The sequence below is a fragment of the Lentzea alba genome (assembly GCF_047445655.1).
GTDB classification, from domain to species: Bacteria; Actinomycetota; Actinomycetes; order Mycobacteriales; family Pseudonocardiaceae; genus Lentzea; species Lentzea alba_A.
The window spans coordinates 458,240-477,203 of the sequence record NZ_JAJAEG010000001.1; the positions used below are offsets into that span (position 1 = coordinate 458,240).

An 18,964-nucleotide genomic window follows, 5' to 3' on the forward strand; every position below is an offset into this window, starting at 1 on the left:
GAGAGCCGCATGTGGGCTCTCACGGCGCGTCTGTTCCGGACAGGGCTCTCAGCGCTTGACGCTCAGTGCTTGATCTTGTCCTTGTCGACGCGGTCCGTCTTCGGATCAACGGCCGCCTTCTCGTTGGTGATCGGCTCCCGCTCGCGCGGGCTGACCGTCGGATCTGTCTCCTCGATCCGGTGCTCGCGGGTGGTGGGCTCGTCGATCCGGCGCTCACGAGCGGGCTCGTCAGCGTCCCGGAACGCGGCCGACCTCTGCTGAGGCAGCTCCGGCTCCTCCTCGTCCAGCCCCTCCTCGATCAGCTTGCGGCGCGCGGGCAGAACCGCGAGCAGCAGACCGAACAGGGCCAGGCCGAGGTGCAGCCAGTTGTCGTTCGTGTTGAGCGCCAACGGGTTGCCGAACTCCGACGCCGGGTTCTGCGCGAGGATGCCGGTGATCATCAGCCCCCACACGAAGAGCGCGGCATAGCCGAGGAACAGCAGCCACCCGTACAACCGGGCCGTCCCAGACCCGAGGGCCATGAGCAGGCCGAGCACGCCGACGACGACGTGCACCAGGTTGTGCAGGGGGTTCACGGCGAACCCGAGCACGAACGAGTGAGTGGACCAGTCGCCCACCCCGGTCCGGGTGAAGCCCACGACGCCGAACACGATGAACGCGATACCGGCCAGGGCGGCCAGCATCTGCACCGGTTGCAGACCGGCGACCTTGACAGTGACGCGGTGGGTCATGACGCCCTCCAGGCTCCGTACTTGTCGCCGGACGGCTACCCGACCTCACGCTCCGTCAAACGCAGCTCACCCGGCCCGGACCACCGACACGTCCGGCATGCCGTTGCGCGGCACGACCACGTTCCGCTTGCCGATGTGCACCACACGCGCACGCGCGGGGTTCACCAGCACGGTGATCTCGGCGTTCTGCTCGTTGTAAGCGCGGACCTCGACCTGCGTTCCCCGCGCGGCCGCGTTGCGCAAGGCGGCTGCGAGCGTGTCCAGGTTCCACGGCTTGACCAGCCGGAACTGGAACTCGTCGACGTGCAGCACGGCCCAGAGCTCGTGGTTGGTGGGTGGTTCGGTCGGATTCATGGCGAAATCCCCCTCGACAGGTGGTGGGCTCCGGGCGCCGCGCCCACCGTGCGGCGCCCGGAATTCTGTGGTTACGGCAGCTGGGTCACGACGTACGAGACCCGGTAGAACGCCCCGGCACCGGCCACGTCACGCTCGACCGAGGCAGGGCGGCACGGCACGCGGAACGAGCCGATGACGGTGTCCACCAGCGCGTCGTCCTCCACGACGGACACCGGTACGAAGCCTCCCGGCGCGATGAACTCCGTGATCTGGTCCGGGTTTCCGAGCTCGGAAGCCTCGCGTGTCTGGCCTTCGGTGAACGTGCGGGCGCCGGTTCTCTCGTCTCCGACCCGCAGGTAGATCTCGTCGGTGGGCGTCTCCTGCAGGTCCAGTGCCCGCACCTCGGTGATGCGCAGCTCGCACCCACCGGCCATGGCGGCCTGCGCGTGCGACGTTCCCGCAGTGGCGGCGGCGATTCCGCCTGCGAGAGACAACACGGCTCCGATGCGCTTCAGGTTCATGGAACTTCTCCTGGGTCGGGGTTTTGTTGCCCCTCAAGGAGAACTCAGGTCGTGTGTCCGCCACATCCAGAGCAATACCTACGTTTGGTCGCGGGCGATCCGCGCCGCCTCCGACCGGTTGCTCGCGCCGAGCTTGGCCAGCACGTGCGACACGTGCAGCCCGACGGTCCGCACGCTCAGCACGAGCTCCGCGGCGATCTCCTTGTTGGTGCGGCCCCATCCCAGCAGCTCCAGCACCTCGCGCTCGCGCGGCGTCAACGTGCCGAGCTTCGGCTTGTCCTGACGCAGCAACGGGATGCGCTGCCGCCGCGCCTGACGGTCGATCATCTTCACCAGCGGCAAGGCGCGCAAGCGTTGCGCGACCCGGTCGGCTTGCCGCAGCGCTTCCGGTTCACCACAACGGGTTCGCGCGTACGCGGCCGGGTACGGCATCTTCAGCCGGTCCCACGCAACAGCGATCTCCGCCCACGAGTCACGACCGGCCTCCGCGAACGCGACCCGCCGCCACACCTCGTCCTCCGGCCCGCACGGCACCGGCAGACGAGAAAGCAACTCCCGCTCTGTCGCCTCCGGATCGTCCAGCTTCGTGACGCGCCCACCAGCCGCCTGCAGATCCCGCGCCGCGCCGAGGCCTTCCACGCACAGCCTCAAAATCTCACCGTGGGTCAACGCTTCCGGCGGATCAGCAACGGTCTCGCGGCAGAGTTCCACCGCCGCCCGGAACCGCCCCTGAGCCCTGGCCGCGACGGCGCGAACATAAGCGCACTGGGCTGTGAACAGCGCATCCGGCCCGTCGATGGCCTTCTCGGCCTCCTCGATCAGGTCGTCCGGGTCCTGCCCCTGCAACGCCACCGCTTCCGCCTGACACAGCAGGATCCGCGCGGCCTTGTTGCCGGGAATGCTGTCCGGCACCTCCAGCGCGGCCAGCTCCGGCCACCGCCCGAGCGCGAGCAGGCTGGACGCGAGGTTGTAGCGGAGCACGCCGCTGAACGTCGGCGCCAAACCCTGAATCCCCAAGCGCGTCAAGGCTTCCTTGCCGATGCGCGCACTGCGTTCATGCTGCCCGGAGCTGCCGAGCACGTAGGTCAGGTTGCCGACAGCACGGGTCAGCTCACGGATGCAGCCGCTGCGATGCGCGGCCGTGCGCGCGTCCTCCAGAGTGGCGACACCACGTTCCACATCACCCAGAAACGCCTCGCACACACCCCGAACGCTCAACGCGTGGGCAAGAACAGCCTGATCGTCAGTCTCGACCGAGGCCCTGGCCAGCGCATCGACGTACGAACCCTGCGACATCAGCCAACTGGCTTCGGCGACGGCAACCCGCGCGACCATCGGCCCCGAGGCCAACCCCTTGGCCTCCAGCAGGGTCTCGTGCGCCGCGGCCCGGTCGCCGAGCACGAACTGGCAGTCCCACAACAGGTACAGCAGCTCACACCGGTCGTCGGCGGTGGCGAGTGCCTTGCGCAGCTCCAAAGCCGCGTCTGCCGGCCGTCCCGCCCACCGCAACGCCTTCGCCCGCTCCAGCGCTTCCCGCACGTTGGTAGGAGCGGCGACAACGCTGTCAGATACGGCCAGGTTTGCGCCCGATCCCCGCATAAGCCCCGGGAACGACACTCGGCGCCTCGATCGACAGGCCTTCCATCAGCTGCTCGACCGGAGCCGGGTGCGACACGACGAGGAACCCTCCCGCGGGCAACGCGTGCCGATACCGGCGCACGACCCGTCCAGGCCCGGTCGCGTCGTCCACGTACCTCAGGACGTCGACCATCAACACCGCGTAAGGCTCACGCAGGTCGAGATGAGACAGCACGCCCGGATGCCTCAGCACCTGCTCGGGCCGGCGCAGGTCGGCTTCGACCGCGCACGCCCGTGGCTCGCCACGCAGCAGACCGCGCCCGAACGCGACGGTCACCGGGTCCGAGTCGACGTACACGACACGCGCGTCGGGCAACGTCTGGTGCGTCGCACCGCACGTCGGGATGCCCGAGCCGAGGTCGAGGAACTGACGCACACCGGCCGCCCAGCAGTGCCGGACGGCCTGCCTGAGGAACACCCGGTGCGCGCGGGTCACGAGCGGCAGCTCCGGGTCGATCCGGACGGCCTGCTTGGCGAACGCCCGGTCGGCGGCGTAGTTGTGCGCGCCACCCAGATAGAAGTCGTGGATCCGCGCGGCGTTCGGCCGACGTACGTCGACCTCGTAGCGTGCGAAGGCGGGGACCGCAGCCATTCGCAGAGCGTAACTGGCGCCTAGACCATTCGGGCGATGTTTTCGAAGATTCTTTGGGTCCGTCTGACATGGACCCGGCCGAGGGCGGGCCCGGTCCACCCCACTGAGACCGGGCCACGTAGCGCGTACGGGGATCGAACCCGTGTTTCCGGATTGAGAGTCCAGCGTCCTGACCACTAGACGAACACGCCAAGGACGAGCATTGAAAACAAATGCTCGCAGAGATTAGAAGGAATAAAACTGGCTGGTCACAGCCTTGAGGGCGCTCCGGCCCATTCCTCTGCGGTGAACATGGAACAATGATGACCGAGAACACGGCCCGGCCGCAAAGGAATTAATCGAGCCACGTCAGCGCGAGCCACAGCGAGGCCCGCGCGTCGGCCGAACCAAGATCACGACCGAGCAGCCGTTCGACGTGCGAGATTCGGTGCCGAACGCTGTTGCGGTGCACGCCGAGGGCCGCCGCGGCCCTGTCCCAGCTGCCGTGCTGCCCCAGCCAGGCCCGCAGCGTCTCGACCAGTTCGGGGCGTCCGAGGAGGGCCGCGAGCTCGCGGCGGGCGAACTCGCGGGCCGCCACGGGGTCGACCAGGGAGGACAAATCGGACGCCGGGAACGCAGGTTCGCCGGTGGCCTTGGCCCGCGCCAGCAACGCTTCGGCCTCCGCCGCCGCCCGCTCGATCGCGGCTGCGGACATGGCGTGGGAGCTGGGGGCGAGAGCGGGGCCGGGGTGAGGGCCGGGGCGGGGTGCGGTGGAGGGTTCGACGATCGGCGAAGACACCCCGACCGGCCCCGACACCTCGACCCCCGCCGGCACCAGCGCCAGAAACCCGTCCTCCACCTTCGACACCAGCGGCCCGTACCTCTGTGCCAACACGTCGTAGTCGGCCCGCGACTCCCCCGCCACCACCCGGTACGGCCCCGGCCCCAGCACGCCGGCCAACCCCGACACCAATCCGCCGACCAGCCCCGACACCTGCGAGCGCAGCAACGCCGAGGCAGCGAGCCGAGCCAGCCGCCCGCGTTCGCTCTCCACATCCCGCCGCAGCAACCCCAACAACGCCAGCGCAACCGCGACCACAGCCCGTTCGGCCGCCGACAACGGAACCGGGCGCCGCACCACCAGCACCGCGGCCTCGACAGGATCCAGCGTCACGTGGTCTTCACCCACGTGGGCGGAAGCCGAACGAGGCCCCGACCCCGACGCCACCCTCCCCACGAGAGAAGCGACGTCGTCAGGCGCCGACGCAAGGTCCACAAGATCAGCGCGACAGTTCAGCACCACGGCGAGAGTCGTCAACACGGACTCCACGGGACGCACGCGCGTAGCCGCACGGGTCAGAGCGCGCTGGCTGTCCGCGAGCATCCGCTGCTCCCGCACCGCGATCTCCGCGAGCAACGCCCCCAAGGCCTGCGACACCGCGAGGAACGGCGTCGAAGGCGGCACCTCCAGCAACGGCATGCCCAACGCCTCACACGCCTCCACCAGCGACAACGGCACCGTGGGGAACTCCGGCTCGACCCCGAACCCGATCGCCGAGACCCCGGACGACACCAGCCCGGCGACGTACGCGGGCACGTCGGAGGGGAACCGCACGCCGGCCGTGAGCAGCAGCTCCTCGCCGACCAGGTAAGGCGTCGGGTCCTCGAGCTCGGACACGTGCGCCCAGCGGATCGGCCGGTCCAGCGCGCCGGCTCCACACAGGACGGTCAGCCCGAGATCGACTCGCGCGACCAGATCAGCGAGTGGGACGGTTTGCACAACCATGGTCCGACGATTGTGCAGAACGACCACTTATCAGCGCCAGCCCGCGTTCCTACTGTGACCTGCAACCCAAGGAGGTCCAACAGTGGCTCTCGACTACGCGGTGATCGCCGCCTACGTGCTCGGCATGATCGGCATGGGCTGGTGGGGCATGAGGCGCGCCACCAGCAAGAGCGAGTACCTGGTCGCCGGACGCAGGCTCGGCTTCAGCATGTACTCCGGCACCATGTCCGCCGTCGTGCTCGGCGGCGCGTCGACCATCGGCGGCGTCGGACTCGGCTACAAGTACGGCATCTCCGGCGCCTGGATGGTGTTCGCCATCGGCCTCGGAATCCTGTTGCTGAGCGCACTTTTCGCGCGCAGGATCGTCAAGCTGAAGGTCTACACCGTCAGCCAGATGCTCGATCTGCGCTACGGCGGCAACTCCAGCATGATCTCCGGCCTGGTGATGGCCGCGTACACGTTGATGCTGACCGTCACCTCCACGATCGCCTACTCCACGATCTTCAACGTCCTCTTCGGACTGCCGAAGAGCATCGGCGTGATCATCGGCGGCAGCATCGTGGTGCTGTACAGCGTGCTCGGCGGCATGTGGTCGATCACGCTCACCGACATCGTGCAGTTCATCGTGAAGACCGTCGGCATCCTGTTCCTGCTGCTGCCGATCAGCCTGATCACCGCGGGCGGGTTCGACGGCATCCAGCAACGCCTGAACGACCCGGCGATGTTCGAGGTCGGCAACATCGGCACCGGCACGATCATCACCTACCTGCTGATCTACGTCTTCGGCCTGCTGATCGGCCAGGACATCTGGCAGCGCGTGTTCACCGCCAAGTCGCCGAAGGTCGCGACCTGGGGTGGCATCACCTCCGGCCTGTACTGCCTCGTCTACGCCGTCGCGGGCGCGCTCATCGGCCTCGCGGGCAAGGCGCTGTACCCGGACATCGCGAACAAGGACGAGGCGTTCGCGACGATCGTGGAGAACCTGCTGCCGACGGGTGTCCGCGGGCTCGTGCTCGCCGCCGCGCTGGCCGCGATGATGTCCACGTCCTCCGGCGCCCTCATCGCGTGCGCCACCGTGGCGTCCAACGACATCTGGCGCCGCAAAGCCAAGAATGACGACACCGCTGCCTCCGACGTGCACAACAACCGGATGTTCACGCTGGTGATCGGTGTCGTCGCGATCGCCATCGCCGTCGCGCTCAACGACGTCGTGGCCGCGCTGACCGTCGCCTACAACATCCTCGTCGGCGGCCTGCTGGTCGCGATCATCGGCGGCCTGGTCTGGAAGCGCGGAACGCGCGTCGGTGCCATGGTGTCGATGGCGCTCGGCTCGCTGACCGCGATCGGGTTCATGGTCTTCGTCGACGTGTACGCCAACGAGGCCATCTACTACAGCCTCGGCGCGTCGTTGGTGTCGTACGTCGTCGTCAGCCTGTTCACGCCGCCCACGGACTACGCGGTGCTGGCGAACTGGGAACGCCGGGTGGCAGGGAACGCAACCGAAGAGGAACTGGTGAACGCATGATCGGCCCCGTCGACTCCTCGCAGGTCCCGCGCTACGCGGGCCCGGCGACCTTCGCCCGGCTGCCGCGCCTGGACCAGGTGGCGCACGCGGACGTCGCGGTGGTGGGAGTCCCGTTCGACACGGGCGTCTCGTACCGGCCGGGAGCGCGGTTCGCGCCCTCGGCCGTGCGGGAGGCCTCCCGGCTGCTGCGTCCCTACAACCCCGGCTTGGACGTGGCGCCGTTCGAACGCGTCCAGGTCGCGGACGGCGGGGACATCGCGGTCAACCCGTTCCACATCGGCGAGGCCATCGAGACGATCGAGCAGGCCGCTTCCGATCTGCAGCGCGAGGGCACGAAGCTGGTCACGATCGGCGGTGACCACACGATCGCTTTGCCTTTGCTGCGAGCGGTTTCGCGGATCCACGGGCCGGTGGCGCTGCTGCACTTCGACGCGCACCTCGACACGTGGGACACGTACTTCGGCGAGCCGTACACGCACGGGACGCCGTTCCGGCGCGCGGTCGAGGACGGAATCCTGGACACGGAAGCGATCTCGCACGTCGGCACGCGGGGTCCGTTGTACGGCAAGAAGGATCTCGAAGACGACCGGCGGCTCGGGTTCGGGATCGTGACGTCGTCCGACGTGATGCGCCGCGGGGTCGACGAGACCGTCGACGCGTTGCGGCAGCGGATCGGCGACCGGCCGTTGTACGTGTCGATCGACATCGACGTGCTGGATCCCGCGCACGCGCCCGGTACCGGGACACCTGAGGCCGGTGGCATGACCTCGCGGGAGCTGCTGGAGATCGTTCGCGGGCTGCGGGGGCTGAACCTCGTGGGTGCGGATGTGGTCGAAGTGGCCCCCGCCTACGACCACGCGGACATCACTTCTGTGGCAGCGTCGCACTTGGCATACGACTTGGTGAGTTTGTTGGCGCTCAAGGAGGGGCAGTGAGCAGCGCGGTGGACGGCCTCGTGAGCCTGCAGGCATCTGGGGAGGGGCAGTGAGCGTCGACGTCGTGAGCCTGCCGGCCGCTGGGGAGGGCAGGTGAGCGAGCGCAACGGCGGTGACGTCGTCGTCGAAACCCTCGAAGCCCTCGGCGCCCACACCGTCTTCGGCATCCCCGGCCAGCACGCACTCGGCCTCTTCGACGCGCTTCGCCGCTCCGACCTGCGTTACGTCGGCTCGCGGACCGAGGTCAACGCCGCCTTCGCCGCCGACGGCCACGCGCGGATCACCGGCTCGGTGACGCCGTTGCTCGTGTCGACCGGGCCTGGCGCGCTGCAAACCCTGGCCGGACTGCAGGAATCCGCCGCCGCCTCGGCACCGGTGCTGGGCATCTCGTCGCAGATCCCTTCAGCCGGACTTGGTGGCGTGCGCGGCGGGTACCTGCACGAGCTGACCGACCAGCTGGCGTCGTTCCGCGACGTCGTCAAGCACGCGTGGGTGGTGCGGCACGCGTCGCAGATCCCGTCGGCCCTGGCCGAGGCGTGGGAGATCGCGCTGACCGCGCCGTTCGGGCCGGTGTGGGTGGAGATCCCGCAGGACGTGCTGCTCGGCCCGGCTTCCGTGCCACCGGTGACGTCGATGTCCTGGTCCGCCCGCGAGCTGCACCCGCGGCCGGAGCTGGTCGCCGAGGCCGTGCGGTTGCTGGACGGCGCTGCCCGGCCGGTGATCCTGGCCGGCGGCGGCGCCCTGCACGCGCGGGACGAGCTGCTGGAGCTGGCCGAGAAGCTGCGGGCGCCGGTCGTGACGACGTTCGGCGGCAAGGGAAACTTCCCCTGGGACCACCCGCTTTCCGCGCAGTCGTGGCTGGAGGACTGGCACACCACGGAGTTCCTCGCCTCCGCGGACGTGCTGCTCGTGGTCGGTTCCGGGCTGGGCGAGCTGTCCAGCAACTACCGGACGTTCCGCCCCACCGGGCAGGTCGTCCAGATCGAGGCCGATCTGGGCAAGCTGGAGTCGAACTACCCCGCGCTCGGCATTCACGCCGACGCCCGGCACACGTTGCGCACCTTGAGTTCCGGCGTGACGGCACGGACCGAGGACGGCATCTCCGAGTCGCTCGTCAGCCGGCTGCTGGAGCAGGTGCGGACCCGGCTCGCCGAGCAGGAGCTCGACCTGGAGTGGCAGGTGCTCACCGCGCTGCGCTCTGCCGTTCCGGAGGGCACGCCGACCTGCTGGGACATGACGATCCTGGCCTACTGGGCCTGGTCGGCGTGGGATCCACGGGGTGGCGCGCAGTTCTCGGCGCAGGGTGCGGGCGGCCTCGGCTACGGGTTCCCGGCGGCGCTGGGCGTCGCGGCGGCCGTCGACGGACCGGTGCTGGCGGTGTCCGGTGACGGCGGCGCCATGTACGGCCTCTCGGAGCTGGCGGTCGCCGCGCAGCACGGCTCGCGGGTGGTGTGGCTGATCGTCGACGACGGCGGCTACGGCATCCTGCGCGAGTACATGACCGACACGTTCGGCCAGGCCACCGCCACCGAACTGACCCGCCCCGACTTCGTGGCGCTCGCCGAGGCCTTCGGCGTGCCCGCCACCCGCAGCACTCCCGAGACGCTGCGCGAAGATCTCGCCAAGGCGTTCGCCGGGGACGGTCCGCACGTGGTGGTCCTGCCCGCGGTGTTGCGCATGTTCGCCCCCACGCACCTGGAGCACACGTGATCGTCGCGAACTTCATCAACGGCACCACGGTTTCCGCTGACGACACGTCGGCGCTGGTCGACCCCGCGACCGGCGAGGAGTTCGGCCGCGCGGTCATCTCCCGCTCCGCCGAGGTCGACGCGGCGGTGCGCGCGGCCGAGGCGGCCTTCCCCGCGTGGTCCCGCACCACCCCGGGCGAGCGTCAGCTGGCGCTGCTCAGGCTCGCGGACCTCCTGGAGGCCAACGCTTCCGCGGTCGCCGACGCCGAGATCCGGGAGACCGGCAAGATCCGCTCGGTCGTGCTCGACGAGGAGATCCCGCAGTGCACCGACCAGATCCGGTTCTTCGCCGGAGCCGCCCGCGCCCTCGGCACGGCCGCCGCCGGTGAGTACATCCCCGGCGCCACCTCGTACCAGCGGCGTGAGGCGGTGGGCGTGATCGCGCAGATCACGCCGTGGAACTACCCGCTGATGATGGCCGTGTGGAAGATCGCCCCGGCGCTGGCCGCCGGCAACACGGTCGTGCTGAAGCCGGCCGACACCACGCCGTCGTCCAGCGTGCTGCTGGCCTCGTTGGCTGCTCAGGTGCTGCCCGCGGGCGTGTTCAACGTCGTGCTGGGCGACCGCGACACCGGCCGGGCGCTGGTCGAACACCCCGTTCCCGCCATGGTCTCGTTGACCGGCTCCACCCGCGCCGGCATCGAGGTGGCCCGCAGCGCCGCCGCGACTGTGAAGCGCACGCACCTCGAACTCGGTGGCAACGCGCCGGTCCTGGTGTTCGACGACGTGGACGTCGCTGCCGCGGCCGAAGGCATCGTGGGCGCCGCCTTCTACAACGCCGGCCAGGACTGCACCGCTGCCACCCGCGTGCTGGTGCACTCGGCGGTGCACGACGAGTTCGTTGCGGCGCTGACGAAAGCGGCGTCCGCGCAGGTTCCCGGTGCGGACTTCGGCCCGTTGAACAGCAAGGCTCAGCTGGACCGTGTGCTCGGGCTGCTGTCCCGGTCGTCCGCGACCATCCACTGTGGAGGGAAGCAGCACGGTGCCGCCGGCTTCTTCCTGGAGCCCACCGTGATCTCGGGACTCGCCCAGGACGACGAGCTCGTCCAAGAGGAAGCGTTCGCGCCGGTGATCACCGTGCAGTCGTTCGGCAGCGACGACGAGGCGATCGCGCTGGCCAACGGTGTGCCGCAAGGGCTCGCGTCCTCGATCTGGACCCGTGACACGGGTCGAGCCGCGTCGCTGACGGCGCGGCTCGACTTCGGCATCGTGTGGGTCAACACGCACGGCCTTGTCGCGTCCGAGATGCCGCACGGCGGGTTCGGCGCGTCGGGCTACGGCAAGGACCTGTCCATGCACGGCCTTGAGGACTACACGCGCGTCAAGCACGTGATGATCGCCCACTAGACCTGGGCCCTTGAGGCTCGCGCCCCCGACGACGCGAGCCTCAAGGGCTCTAGCGGCAGAGAGCCCCCTTCTGCCACTTCTTTGCGGAGTAGAGATCCGGGCGGGCGGGCGCCATCAGCGTGTACGCGGTCGGGCACGCCTTGTCCGTGTACTCGACGGCGAAGATGAAGCTCGACCCGTCGCTGACGTCCTGCTTCTGCCAATCCATGTTGATCAGGTTGTACACGCCGGATGAGCCCGGTCCGCCGTGCAGCGGGATCTTCCTGCCGTCCCGCACGAGGTACTGGTTCTCCCCCAACGGCTGATAGATCTTCGGCCCGAGCTCCGCGACCACCTCGTCGAACGCCGCCTCCGTACCGCCCGCGGCGAACCAGCGGTCGAACAGCAACGCCCCCACGCTGCCGATCTCGTTGCGGCGGTCCCACTTCTTCAAGACGTCGCACTCCTCGCGCGTGCACGGCATCTTGTCGAGGTACTTCTCCGCAGCGGTGTTCCTGTTCTCCAGCACCAGCTTCTGCATGGTCGCCGCGTCGTACCGGCCGAGGTGGCGCGGGATCTCGTTCAGCCCGAACTCGGTGCGCATGTTCATGACGGTCTCGTTCCCGAACACCGGCGGCAGCCCGGTCAGCGGCTTGTCCGCCCGCACGAACGCGTGCGAGGAGTTGGAGTTCGTCGCGTAGGTGTCGCTCTCGATCCACGGCATCCTGTCCATGCCCAGCAACCCGGGCTTGCACGCCGACCGGGTGCCGTCGACGATCGCGACGCTGTTGCGGCGCAGGAACTCCCGGTCCACCACGCACTCGTCGGCGACGTCCGGCACGACCTGGATGCCCGCGTACAACGTCTTGCCGCGCTTGTCGGCGGCGACGATGTTCGTGCGCACCGTGCCACCATGCTTGACCAGACTGGCCTTCAGGTCACCGGTGGTCCGCGCCTCCAGGAACCCGGCCGCCGAGTTCACGGCCGCGAGCCGGTCCGCCGCGTTGTCGGTGACCGCGTACGCCTCCGTTTCGGTCCACGGCAACGGAGTCAGCTCGTACCCGGTCAGGTGCGGGTTGGTCCGCAACGCCCGCGTCACCGGCCCGAAGCGGGTGTCCCAGTGCGTGCCGCGGTCGATCATCTTCTCCGGCTTGCCGTCCACCAGGTACGTGTACCGGTCGACCAGCTTCAGCTTCGTCAGCGAATAGCTCGCCGCCGTGGAGATGGTCGCGGACCACGCGACACCGCGGTTGTACCCGTTGTAGACCATCGGAATGCCGAGGAGTGTGGTGCCCTCGACGTCCACCTTGCCTGGAATGGTCAGCCGCGCGTGCCAGAACGACACCATGCCGTACCACGGCACGTGCGGGTTCCCCAGCAGCACACCCTTACCTCCGTTGGTACCCCTAGAACCAACGGCGATGGAGTTGCTGCCCCGCTCCTTCTGCTCCTTCGGTGGCGACGGCCAGATCCCTTCGTACGCCCGGAAAATCCCCTCGTTGGACGACACGTAGTTGAACCGGTAGAGCTCGGCCTCGCTGATCGGCCTCGCGCCGCATCCGGGATGCGCTGCCGCATAACGGTTGTAGCCCCGCACATAGCCCGAGAACAGGTCACGAACCTGCTGCGTGGGCCCGATGGGCGGCGGCTGGGCGACTATCCGTTCGACCACCTGCCGTTCTTCGAGGTCCCGGAACTGCGGATCGGAGGCGAGGTCGTTGAACATCTTGGCGAGATCACACAGGTGAGCCTTGGCCTGCCCGAACCCGATGCCGTCCCCCAGGCCGCGGTAGTTGGACGCGACGACGTGCGGCACCTGCTCCGGACCGGCCACGGCGGGCGCAACGGGCGCCGACGTGACCAGGAGCAGGCTCGCGATGACGGTTTTTAGCACAGTTGTGTTTTTAGCACACTCGTGCCACGACCCGCCACCGGATTGCCTCAGATCGCCTGTTGACCTCCAGTTAGGTCGAGCTCATAGCGTCCTGGAGCATGTTCGCGATTCGGCAGTACGAGTTCGGTCCGGCGGAGAACCTGCTGTTCGAGGAGGTGCCCGACCCGGAGCCCACCACCGGCCAGGTCCGCATCACGGTCGCGGCCGCAGGTGTCCACCTCGTCGACACCACGATCCGCAAGGGCGGGTTCGGGCCCGTCGAGTTCCCGATGACGCCTGGTCGCGAGGTCGCGGGTGTCGTCACGGCACTGGGTCCGGACGTCTCCCCCGACTGGCTCGGACGGCGAGTCGTCGCACACCTCGGGCAGGCCAACGGCGGTTACGCGGAACTGGCCGTGGCCAACGTGAGCGCGCTGCACGAGTTGACGGACAACGTGTCGTTCGAGGCGGCGGTGGCGATGATCGGCACCGGGCGCACGGTGGTCGGCGTGCTCGGCGCGGCCAAGCTCACCGCGGACGACGTGGTGCTGGTGACGTCGGCGGCGGGCGGCATGGGGACGCTCTTCGTGCAGGAGGCGCGCAACGTCGGCGCGCGGGTCGTCGGGCTGGCCAGCGCCTCGAAACTCGACCTCGTCATGGACAACGGCGCCGACGCGGCGATCGACTACACCCGGCCGGGGTGGGCGGACGGGCTCAAGGACATGACCGTGGTGCTCGACGGGGTCGGGGGCGACGTCGGCGAGCAGGCGTTGAAGACGCTGGGGCCGGGCGGCCGGCAGATCATCTACGGCTGGGCGTCCAGGAAGTCGACGCCGATCAGCACGGAGGCGTTGTTCGCCAACAGCCTCACGGCGACGGTGGCTCTGGGACCCGGGCTGATGCGGCGCGGGCTGCGAACGCTCGAAGACGAGTCGATGGCGGGGCTGGCCAGCGGGCGGTTCGTGCCGCTGGTCAACCCGCCGTTCGCGCTGAAGGACGCCGCGCAGGCCCACACGGCGCTGGAGTCGCGCGCCACCGTCGGGAAGGTCGTTCTAAGGCCGTGACACCGCGTCCCACTCGGCGGCCAGGTCGGCCAGCGCGGGCAGGGACTCGTGCTCGGCCAGGATCACCGCGAGCATCTCGTCCACCTCGTCGTCGCTGAACTCCTTGAAGGAAAGCCAGTCGGGGGCCTTCAACGGATGTGCGGCCAGCTTGGTGGCGAGCGCGGGGGAAGCGACGTGGCGGGAAAGAACACCGCGCACCCAGTCCACGTCGGCGGCGGTGGCGTCCCACTGCGGGACGTCATCCCGCTTCCCTCCCGGACGATCCAGGCGCACCGTCGCGGACACGAGCGTGCCGGAGGTCCAGCGGTCAGCGATGGCCACGAGGTCGTCGACGATCTCCCGCAGCCCGGCGTCCGCGGCGGACCGGAGCTCCTCGCGGATCACGCGCACGATCTCGGTGGCCTGCTCCGGGGTGTAGCAGGTCAGCGCGAGCCAGCCGTACCCGCCGGCCAGGAACTCCCGCAGCAGAGCGGCGAGCTCCTCGTCGCGCACGCGTTCGGCGATGGTCTCGACGGCCCAGAAGAACACACCGCGCGGCGCGTCCCACATCTCGGCCTCGGCGCCCCACGGGCCGTCCTCGCGGTCGATCACGAAAATTCCGGACACAGGTGCTCCTGCCTCAGCCGGCCTCGACCTCGAAGCCGCGCCAACGCTCCGCCATCTCAACCAGCTCGTCGACGATCGGCACCAGGTACTCGCGCACCTCCGGCTTCTCCTCGGCCAGCGCCGCCGGGCGGAGCTTCGTGCGGATGACCTGCACGATCTCCTCGGCCGCCGCAGCGCCGTGGGTCCGGCCGAAGTCCTCCACGAAGATCAGCCCGCTGGAGAACTCCCTGAGCTCGGCCGCGACCGCGGGGTTCGTGACGTTGTCGGCGATGGTCTCGAGCGCCCAGCCCACAGTGCCGCTGGAGCAGTTCCAGCAGTCCTCGCCGATGAACAGATGTGACGACACCGGGCAAAGATAATGGGGCCGTCCACAAGGGACGACCCCATTTCCCCTCGGTCAGGCCTGAATCGGGACCTCGACGAACTTCTTGCCCGCGAAGTTCTCCACCACAACGGACTTGACGTCGGCCGGTGCCACGAGTGCGGAGCCGTCCAGGTTCGTGCCCTCGGCGGCGCCCTTCTTCGACACCACCCAGGAACCTGCCTCCTGGCGGCTGCCGTCCTTCGCCACAACGAAGATCCGGCACTTCTCGCCCTCGGGGATGCCGTTGATCGCCATGTTCGTGCGCACCCAACCGGCGGCGGGAACGACCTTCACGGCCATCGACGCCTTGGTCACCGGGTCGGTGAAGCTGGCGAGCTTGGTACCGGACGGATCCGGTGCCACGGTCTGGGTCGGCGCCGCCACGTTGTCACCGGGCGACGTCGCCTTGCCGACGAAGACGCCGGCTCCGAGAACCACGGCCGCCACCACGGCAGCCGCGGCACCGAGGGTGATCTGACGACGCCGTGCGACGCCGCCTCGTTCGGAACGCACCTGACGCAAGGTGCGCTGCAACAACAGGTCGCCGCCCTCCGGCGGCCCGTCGAGCATGGCCTCCGGCGGCACCTCGCCGAGGTAGGCCTCCATCGCACGGAGGTCCTCGAGCTCACGCGTGCAGTCCGGGCAGGACGCCAAGTGCTCGTCCATGGCGCGCACCTCCTGCTCGTCCAGTGCTCCTAGAACGTAGGCACCGAGCAGCTGCGGGTCGTGCTGCGTGGTCATCCGGCCACCCCCTTCAGTGCGACCTGTTGACCGACGAACGTCTCCCTCAGGGCTCGCAACGCGTAATACGATCTCGATTTGACCGTGCCCGGTGGCACCCCTAGCGCTTCCGCCGCCTCCGTCACACTGCGACCGCGGAAGTAGATCTCCATCAGCACGTCGCGGTGGTCCGAGGACAACCGGTCCAGTGCCTCCAGCACCACCACGGAGTCGACGACCTGGTCAGCGTGGTCGCGCTCGATCGGTGGCGTCGCCGGTGACTCGGCCACCTCCTGCGGGCGCGCAGCCTTCGCACGCACGCGGTCGGTGACGATGTTGCGCGCCACGGTCAGCAACCAGCCGCGCACCGATCCCTTGCCGTTCACGAGGGCGTCGGGGTGGCGCCACGCGCGGACGAGGGTCTCCTGGACCACGTCCTCGGCCGCCGCCCGATCGCCGGTCAACCGCGTCGCGTACGCCAGCAGTGCCCGACCGTGCTCCTCGTAGAGCGACCGGATCAGTGCCTCGTCGGCCGCGGTCTCCCGTTTGCGGGAGAACAAAGCCGCCATCCACCCACTCCTCCCCGCCCGCGAACACCTCGTGCGGGCGTTCTCTTCACAGACCTCAGCCGACACACGAGTGGATCCGAGGATCGGTTCAACGAGGTTTGGACTAAAGAATTCTCGCGGATGTTAGCGGGATCCGTTGAGGTGCCCGACCAACTCGTTCATCAACGCCTCCGGCATCACGTTGATGAACATCGCGTGGTCGGTCGCCGGGTCGCGCATCTCCTCGGGGAAGCTGTCGATCGCGAACGGCCGGCCCGCCGGGATGTCGTAACCGACGGTGACGCGCAGCCGCGGGATCGGGAACGTCCGGGGCGGGCACGCGCCGCCGACCAGCGGAAACACCACGTGGGTGCGATGTGACGCGCTGTCGGTGTTGTTGCCGTCCCAGCAGCTGGCGAAGTCGTAGCTGCGCAACGTGGTCGCGCTTGCGCACAGCGGGTACTTCGTCGTGAAGCGACCAGGTTTGTCCGAACAGCCCCACTGGGCTCGCACTTTTGGCCCATAGTTGTTGGTGAACGCCATCGGATCGCCGGTGATCATGCGCAGAAAACGCGGCATCGGCAGGACGTTGCTGACCGCGCTGCCCTCGTACCGGATCTCCACGGTCTTCGGCTGCAACACCTCACCGGTGTTGCCGTGAACGCCGCCGCCCTCGGCGTGCGCGTCGTGTCCCGTGCCGTCCGTCAGGCGCAGCACCGGCCAGTAGTACGTCGACAGGTCGTCCCTCTCGCACGTGCTGGACGCGGCCGCGAGAGAGGCATTCGTCGACTTCGCGTCAGCCGACCTGTTGCCCACGTACTCGTGTGTGTGGTGCGCGCCGAACGGGATGCCCGGCGAGACCACCGGGTTGTCCGCGTTGAGGTGCCGTTCGGTGTTCGTCCCACACCGGATGACGACGTTCGGCGTCTCCGGCTCGGTCCGCACCTGGTCGAGCTCGCTGACGTACTGGTCCGCGCTGGACGTTCCGCACAGCACGACGACGGAGGCCACCAGCACGAGTACCGCGACCGCCGCCACTGCGAAGGTCATCGGTTTGGTCGGGGCCACGGCTACAGCTTGCCAAGCGCGCCAGCGAGACGACAGGCCGCTGTCTCACTTCGGACGTTCACCGTTGCTCCACCGGCTCCGTGCAGGGCCCGCGCAGGTGTTCTTCCGCCGTCCTCAACGTGAACAGCTCGTCGATGTCCGAATGTTGACATTGCGGCAAGCGCAGGGTTCAAATTCCTCCGTCGAGCGGAAGGAACGTCATCACCATGACCCCCACCATCCCTCGCTTCCACCTCGCGGTGCCGGTCACGGACCTGGCCAAGGCCCGCGCGTTCTACGGAGGCGTGCTCGGTTGCCCCGAGGGCAGGTCGAGCGAGCGCTGGATCGACTGGAACCTCTACGGCCACCAGTTCGTGACGCACCTGGTCGACGGCCCGCGCCCGCAGGCCGCGCACAACCCGGTGGACGGCCACGACGTGCCGGTGCCGCACTTCGGCGTGCTGCTCACCGTCGAAGCGTTTCTCCTGCTCGCCGACAAGCTGCAGGCGGCGGGCACGGAGTTCGTGATCGCGCCCTACCGCCGGTTCGCCGGGGAGCCCGGTGAGCAGTGGACGATGTTCTTCCGCGACCCGTCGGGGAACGCCATCGAGGTGAAGGCGTTCGCCGACGACTCGCAGGTGTTCGCTACCTAGTCCCGGCGAGGGTGAAGACCCAGCGCTGCACCTGCGCGCCAGGGCCGCCGAATCCCTTGTAGAAGTGGCCGAGGTCGGTGGCGAGCGGCGTCAGGTACGTGCCCCTGTCGACGTTGCGCACCAGGTGCCCGCCGAACAGGTCGGACGTCAGCTGCCACTGCTGCGCCCTGTCGGTCACGGTGCAGTCCCCGAGCAGGTCCACGACGTTGTCGTGCCGCTGATCCGGTTTGGCGCGCAAGCAGCCGGTCTCGGTGCGCAGCTGGACCACACCGCCGCCGAGCTCGACCCGCTGGAACGGCGAACCGGGACAAGCGACCATCGCGATGCCGTCGGCGCACCGGCCCGGCCGACCGGAGCTCTCCATCGAGATCGCGGCGCCGGTGGTGTCCGGCCTGGCCGGCGCGGTGCCGACCTCGGTGACCTCCCACCGCTGGTCGTCGGTGTCCTGCGGTTCCTCGGTCGTGATACCGATGTGGAACTCGCCGCCGTACCAAGCGGTGCTGGCGTACCAACCGAAGCTCACCCTGAGCTTCCGCGCTCCGGAGGCGTCGGTCTCCAGCCGCCAGCGCTGGACCTGGTCGGTCTCGTCGCACTGGTCGCCGGCCACGGCGAACTCCGCGTCGAGGCACTTCCTGTCGGCGATGTTGCGCAGGTAGGAGTTGCCGTCCGGCGCCGCGACCTCCTCCCAGCGCTGGTTCGGCGCGCCGGTGCAGTCGGCCAGCTCGACGAGGAAGTGATCGGTGGTGGTCGCCGTCATGCACTGACCCTTGGCGACGCTCTTCAGCTCGATGATCGGGTTCCCGGCGGGCTCGGCGCTCGCGGGAACTGTGGTCATGGCCCCCAGGGTGAACGCGGCCGCGATGGCGGCGACACCCAATGATCTACCAGTCATGCTCCCGCAGGGTAACGGAGAAACCGCTGATGAAGGGCCGCTTCTAAACAAGAGTTTACGAAAGTGACCCAGCTCATCAA

Annotated in this window: 19 protein-coding genes and 1 tRNA gene; 6 read left to right on the top strand and 14 right to left on the bottom strand. The window is 68.9% G+C overall.

Translation table 11 applies throughout. The features are described from left to right. Positions 1-62: 62 nt before the first annotated feature. The 7 genes from LFM09_RS02220 to LFM09_RS02250 form a co-directional block, all read right to left on the bottom strand. Entirely contained in the window at positions 63-731 is a 669-nt protein-coding gene (locus LFM09_RS02220) for a DUF4383 domain-containing protein (protein ID WP_414094508.1), read from the bottom strand. Between the two features lie 66 nt (positions 732-797). After that, the gene (locus LFM09_RS02225; protein WP_414094509.1) at positions 798-1,085 is read right to left on the bottom strand and encodes a hypothetical protein; all 288 of its coding nucleotides are present in this window, start codon (positions 1,083-1,085) and stop codon (positions 798-800) included. Between the two features lie 71 nt (positions 1,086-1,156). After that, positions 1,157-1,588, bottom strand: coding sequence for a hypothetical protein (locus LFM09_RS02230; protein WP_414094510.1), 432 nt, complete (start codon positions 1,586-1,588; stop codon positions 1,157-1,159). A gap of 78 nt (positions 1,589-1,666) precedes the next feature. Then, positions 1,667-3,127, bottom strand: coding sequence for a LuxR C-terminal-related transcriptional regulator (locus LFM09_RS02235; RefSeq protein ID WP_414094511.1), 1,461 nt, complete (start codon positions 3,125-3,127; stop codon positions 1,667-1,669). 25 nt (positions 3,128-3,152) lie between these two features. After that, a complete protein-coding gene (locus LFM09_RS02240; RefSeq protein WP_414094512.1) occupies positions 3,153-3,818 on the bottom strand; it encodes an SAM-dependent methyltransferase in 666 nt (221 codons plus the stop codon). 119 nt (positions 3,819-3,937) lie between these two features. Further along, positions 3,938-4,009 (bottom strand) — tRNA-Glu (locus tag LFM09_RS02245). A gap of 143 nt (positions 4,010-4,152) precedes the next feature. Beyond that, positions 4,153-5,583: a PucR family transcriptional regulator gene (locus LFM09_RS02250; RefSeq protein WP_414094513.1), complete on the bottom strand. Its 1,431-nt coding sequence runs from the start codon at positions 5,581-5,583 to the stop codon at positions 4,153-4,155. Positions 5,584-5,665: 82 nt separating this feature from the next. On the opposite strand from LFM09_RS02250, the gene LFM09_RS02255 reads away from it, so the two are divergent. The 4 genes from LFM09_RS02255 (at position 5,666) to LFM09_RS02270 (ending at position 11,138) form a co-directional block, all read left to right on the top strand. Continuing rightward, on the top strand, positions 5,666-7,108 hold the full coding sequence (locus LFM09_RS02255; protein WP_414094514.1) for a sodium:solute symporter: 1,443 nt from the start codon (positions 5,666-5,668) through the stop codon (positions 7,106-7,108). Beyond that, positions 7,105-8,043: an agmatinase gene (speB, locus tag LFM09_RS02260; RefSeq protein ID WP_414094515.1), complete on the top strand. Its 939-nt coding sequence runs from the start codon at positions 7,105-7,107 to the stop codon at positions 8,041-8,043. The genes LFM09_RS02255 and speB overlap by 4 nt, the downstream gene beginning before the upstream one ends. Positions 8,044-8,136: 93 nt before the next feature. After that, complete coding sequence (locus LFM09_RS02265; protein WP_414094516.1) at positions 8,137-9,753, top strand: thiamine pyrophosphate-binding protein; 1,617 nt, start codon at positions 8,137-8,139, stop codon at positions 9,751-9,753. Then, complete coding sequence (locus LFM09_RS02270) at positions 9,750-11,138, top strand: aminobutyraldehyde dehydrogenase (protein ID WP_414094517.1); 1,389 nt, start codon at positions 9,750-9,752, stop codon at positions 11,136-11,138. The genes LFM09_RS02265 and LFM09_RS02270 overlap by 4 nt, the downstream gene beginning before the upstream one ends. Before the next feature lie 49 nt (positions 11,139-11,187). On the opposite strand, the gene LFM09_RS02275 is transcribed toward LFM09_RS02270, so the two are convergent. Then, positions 11,188-13,011 (bottom strand): penicillin acylase family protein, encoded by a 1,824-nt coding sequence (locus tag LFM09_RS02275; RefSeq protein ID WP_414094518.1) that lies wholly within the window; start codon positions 13,009-13,011, stop codon positions 11,188-11,190. Between the two features lie 98 nt (positions 13,012-13,109). Between LFM09_RS02275 and LFM09_RS02280 the strand changes: the two genes are divergently transcribed. Then, positions 13,110-14,054, top strand: a complete 945-nt coding sequence (locus LFM09_RS02280) for a zinc-binding dehydrogenase (protein WP_414094519.1) — start codon at positions 13,110-13,112, stop codon at positions 14,052-14,054. Here the strand turns inward: LFM09_RS02280 and LFM09_RS02285 are convergent. The 5 genes from LFM09_RS02285 to LFM09_RS02305 form a co-directional block, all read right to left on the bottom strand. Continuing rightward, a complete protein-coding gene (locus LFM09_RS02285) occupies positions 14,043-14,660 on the bottom strand; it encodes a hypothetical protein (RefSeq protein ID WP_414094520.1) in 618 nt (205 codons plus the stop codon). The two genes, LFM09_RS02280 and LFM09_RS02285, sit on opposite strands and share 12 nt — an antisense overlap. Positions 14,661-14,673: 13 nt before the next feature. After that, positions 14,674-15,006 (bottom strand): hypothetical protein, encoded by a 333-nt coding sequence (locus LFM09_RS02290; RefSeq protein ID WP_414094521.1) that lies wholly within the window; start codon positions 15,004-15,006, stop codon positions 14,674-14,676. 51 nt (positions 15,007-15,057) lie between these two features. Continuing rightward, complete coding sequence (locus LFM09_RS02295; protein ID WP_414094522.1) at positions 15,058-15,765, bottom strand: anti-sigma factor family protein; 708 nt, start codon at positions 15,763-15,765, stop codon at positions 15,058-15,060. Beyond that, positions 15,762-16,313, bottom strand: coding sequence for a sigma-70 family RNA polymerase sigma factor (locus LFM09_RS02300; RefSeq protein ID WP_109637237.1), 552 nt, complete (start codon positions 16,311-16,313; stop codon positions 15,762-15,764). Before LFM09_RS02300 ends, LFM09_RS02295 begins: the two co-directional genes overlap by 4 nt. A 123-nt stretch (positions 16,314-16,436) precedes the next feature. Further along, positions 16,437-17,360 (bottom strand): DUF1996 domain-containing protein, encoded by a 924-nt coding sequence (locus LFM09_RS02305; RefSeq protein WP_414094523.1) that lies wholly within the window; start codon positions 17,358-17,360, stop codon positions 16,437-16,439. A gap of 206 nt (positions 17,361-17,566) precedes the next feature. Here LFM09_RS02305 and LFM09_RS02310 point away from each other — a divergent pair, with 206 nt between their 5' ends. After that, positions 17,567-17,992: a VOC family protein gene (locus LFM09_RS02310; protein WP_414094524.1), complete on the top strand. Its 426-nt coding sequence runs from the start codon at positions 17,567-17,569 to the stop codon at positions 17,990-17,992. Here LFM09_RS02310 and LFM09_RS02315 read toward each other — a convergent pair. Then, a complete protein-coding gene (locus LFM09_RS02315; protein ID WP_414094525.1) occupies positions 17,985-18,884 on the bottom strand; it encodes an RICIN domain-containing protein in 900 nt (299 codons plus the stop codon). The genes LFM09_RS02310 and LFM09_RS02315 overlap by 8 nt on opposite strands. Positions 18,885-18,964 lie beyond the last annotated feature (80 nt).

Bases quoted from the DNA above. Each gene is read 5' to 3' on its own strand.
- LFM09_RS02220 (WP_414094508.1), bottom strand. From the start codon at position 731: ATGACCCACCGCGTCACTGTCAAGGTCGCCGGTCTGCAACCGGTGCAG.
- LFM09_RS02225 (WP_414094509.1), bottom strand. From the start codon at position 1,085: ATGAATCCGACCGAACCACCCACCAACCACGAGCTCTGGGCCGTGCTG.
- LFM09_RS02230 (WP_414094510.1), bottom strand. From the start codon at position 1,588: ATGAACCTGAAGCGCATCGGAGCCGTGTTGTCTCTCGCAGGCGGAATC.
- LFM09_RS02240 (WP_414094512.1), bottom strand. From the start codon at position 3,818: ATGGCTGCGGTCCCCGCCTTCGCACGCTACGAGGTCGACGTACGTCGG.
- LFM09_RS02250 (WP_414094513.1), bottom strand. From the start codon at position 5,583: ATGGTTGTGCAAACCGTCCCACTCGCTGATCTGGTCGCGCGAGTCGAT.
- speB (WP_414094515.1), top strand. From the start codon at position 7,105: ATGATCGGCCCCGTCGACTCCTCGCAGGTCCCGCGCTACGCGGGCCCG.
- LFM09_RS02280 (WP_414094519.1), top strand. From the start codon at position 13,110: ATGTTCGCGATTCGGCAGTACGAGTTCGGTCCGGCGGAGAACCTGCTG.
- LFM09_RS02295 (WP_414094522.1), bottom strand. From the start codon at position 15,765: ATGACCACGCAGCACGACCCGCAGCTGCTCGGTGCCTACGTTCTAGGA.
- LFM09_RS02300 (WP_109637237.1), bottom strand. From the start codon at position 16,313: ATGGCGGCTTTGTTCTCCCGCAAACGGGAGACCGCGGCCGACGAGGCA.
- LFM09_RS02310 (WP_414094524.1), top strand. From the start codon at position 17,567: ATGACCCCCACCATCCCTCGCTTCCACCTCGCGGTGCCGGTCACGGAC.
- LFM09_RS02315 (WP_414094525.1), bottom strand. From the start codon at position 18,884: ATGACTGGTAGATCATTGGGTGTCGCCGCCATCGCGGCCGCGTTCACC.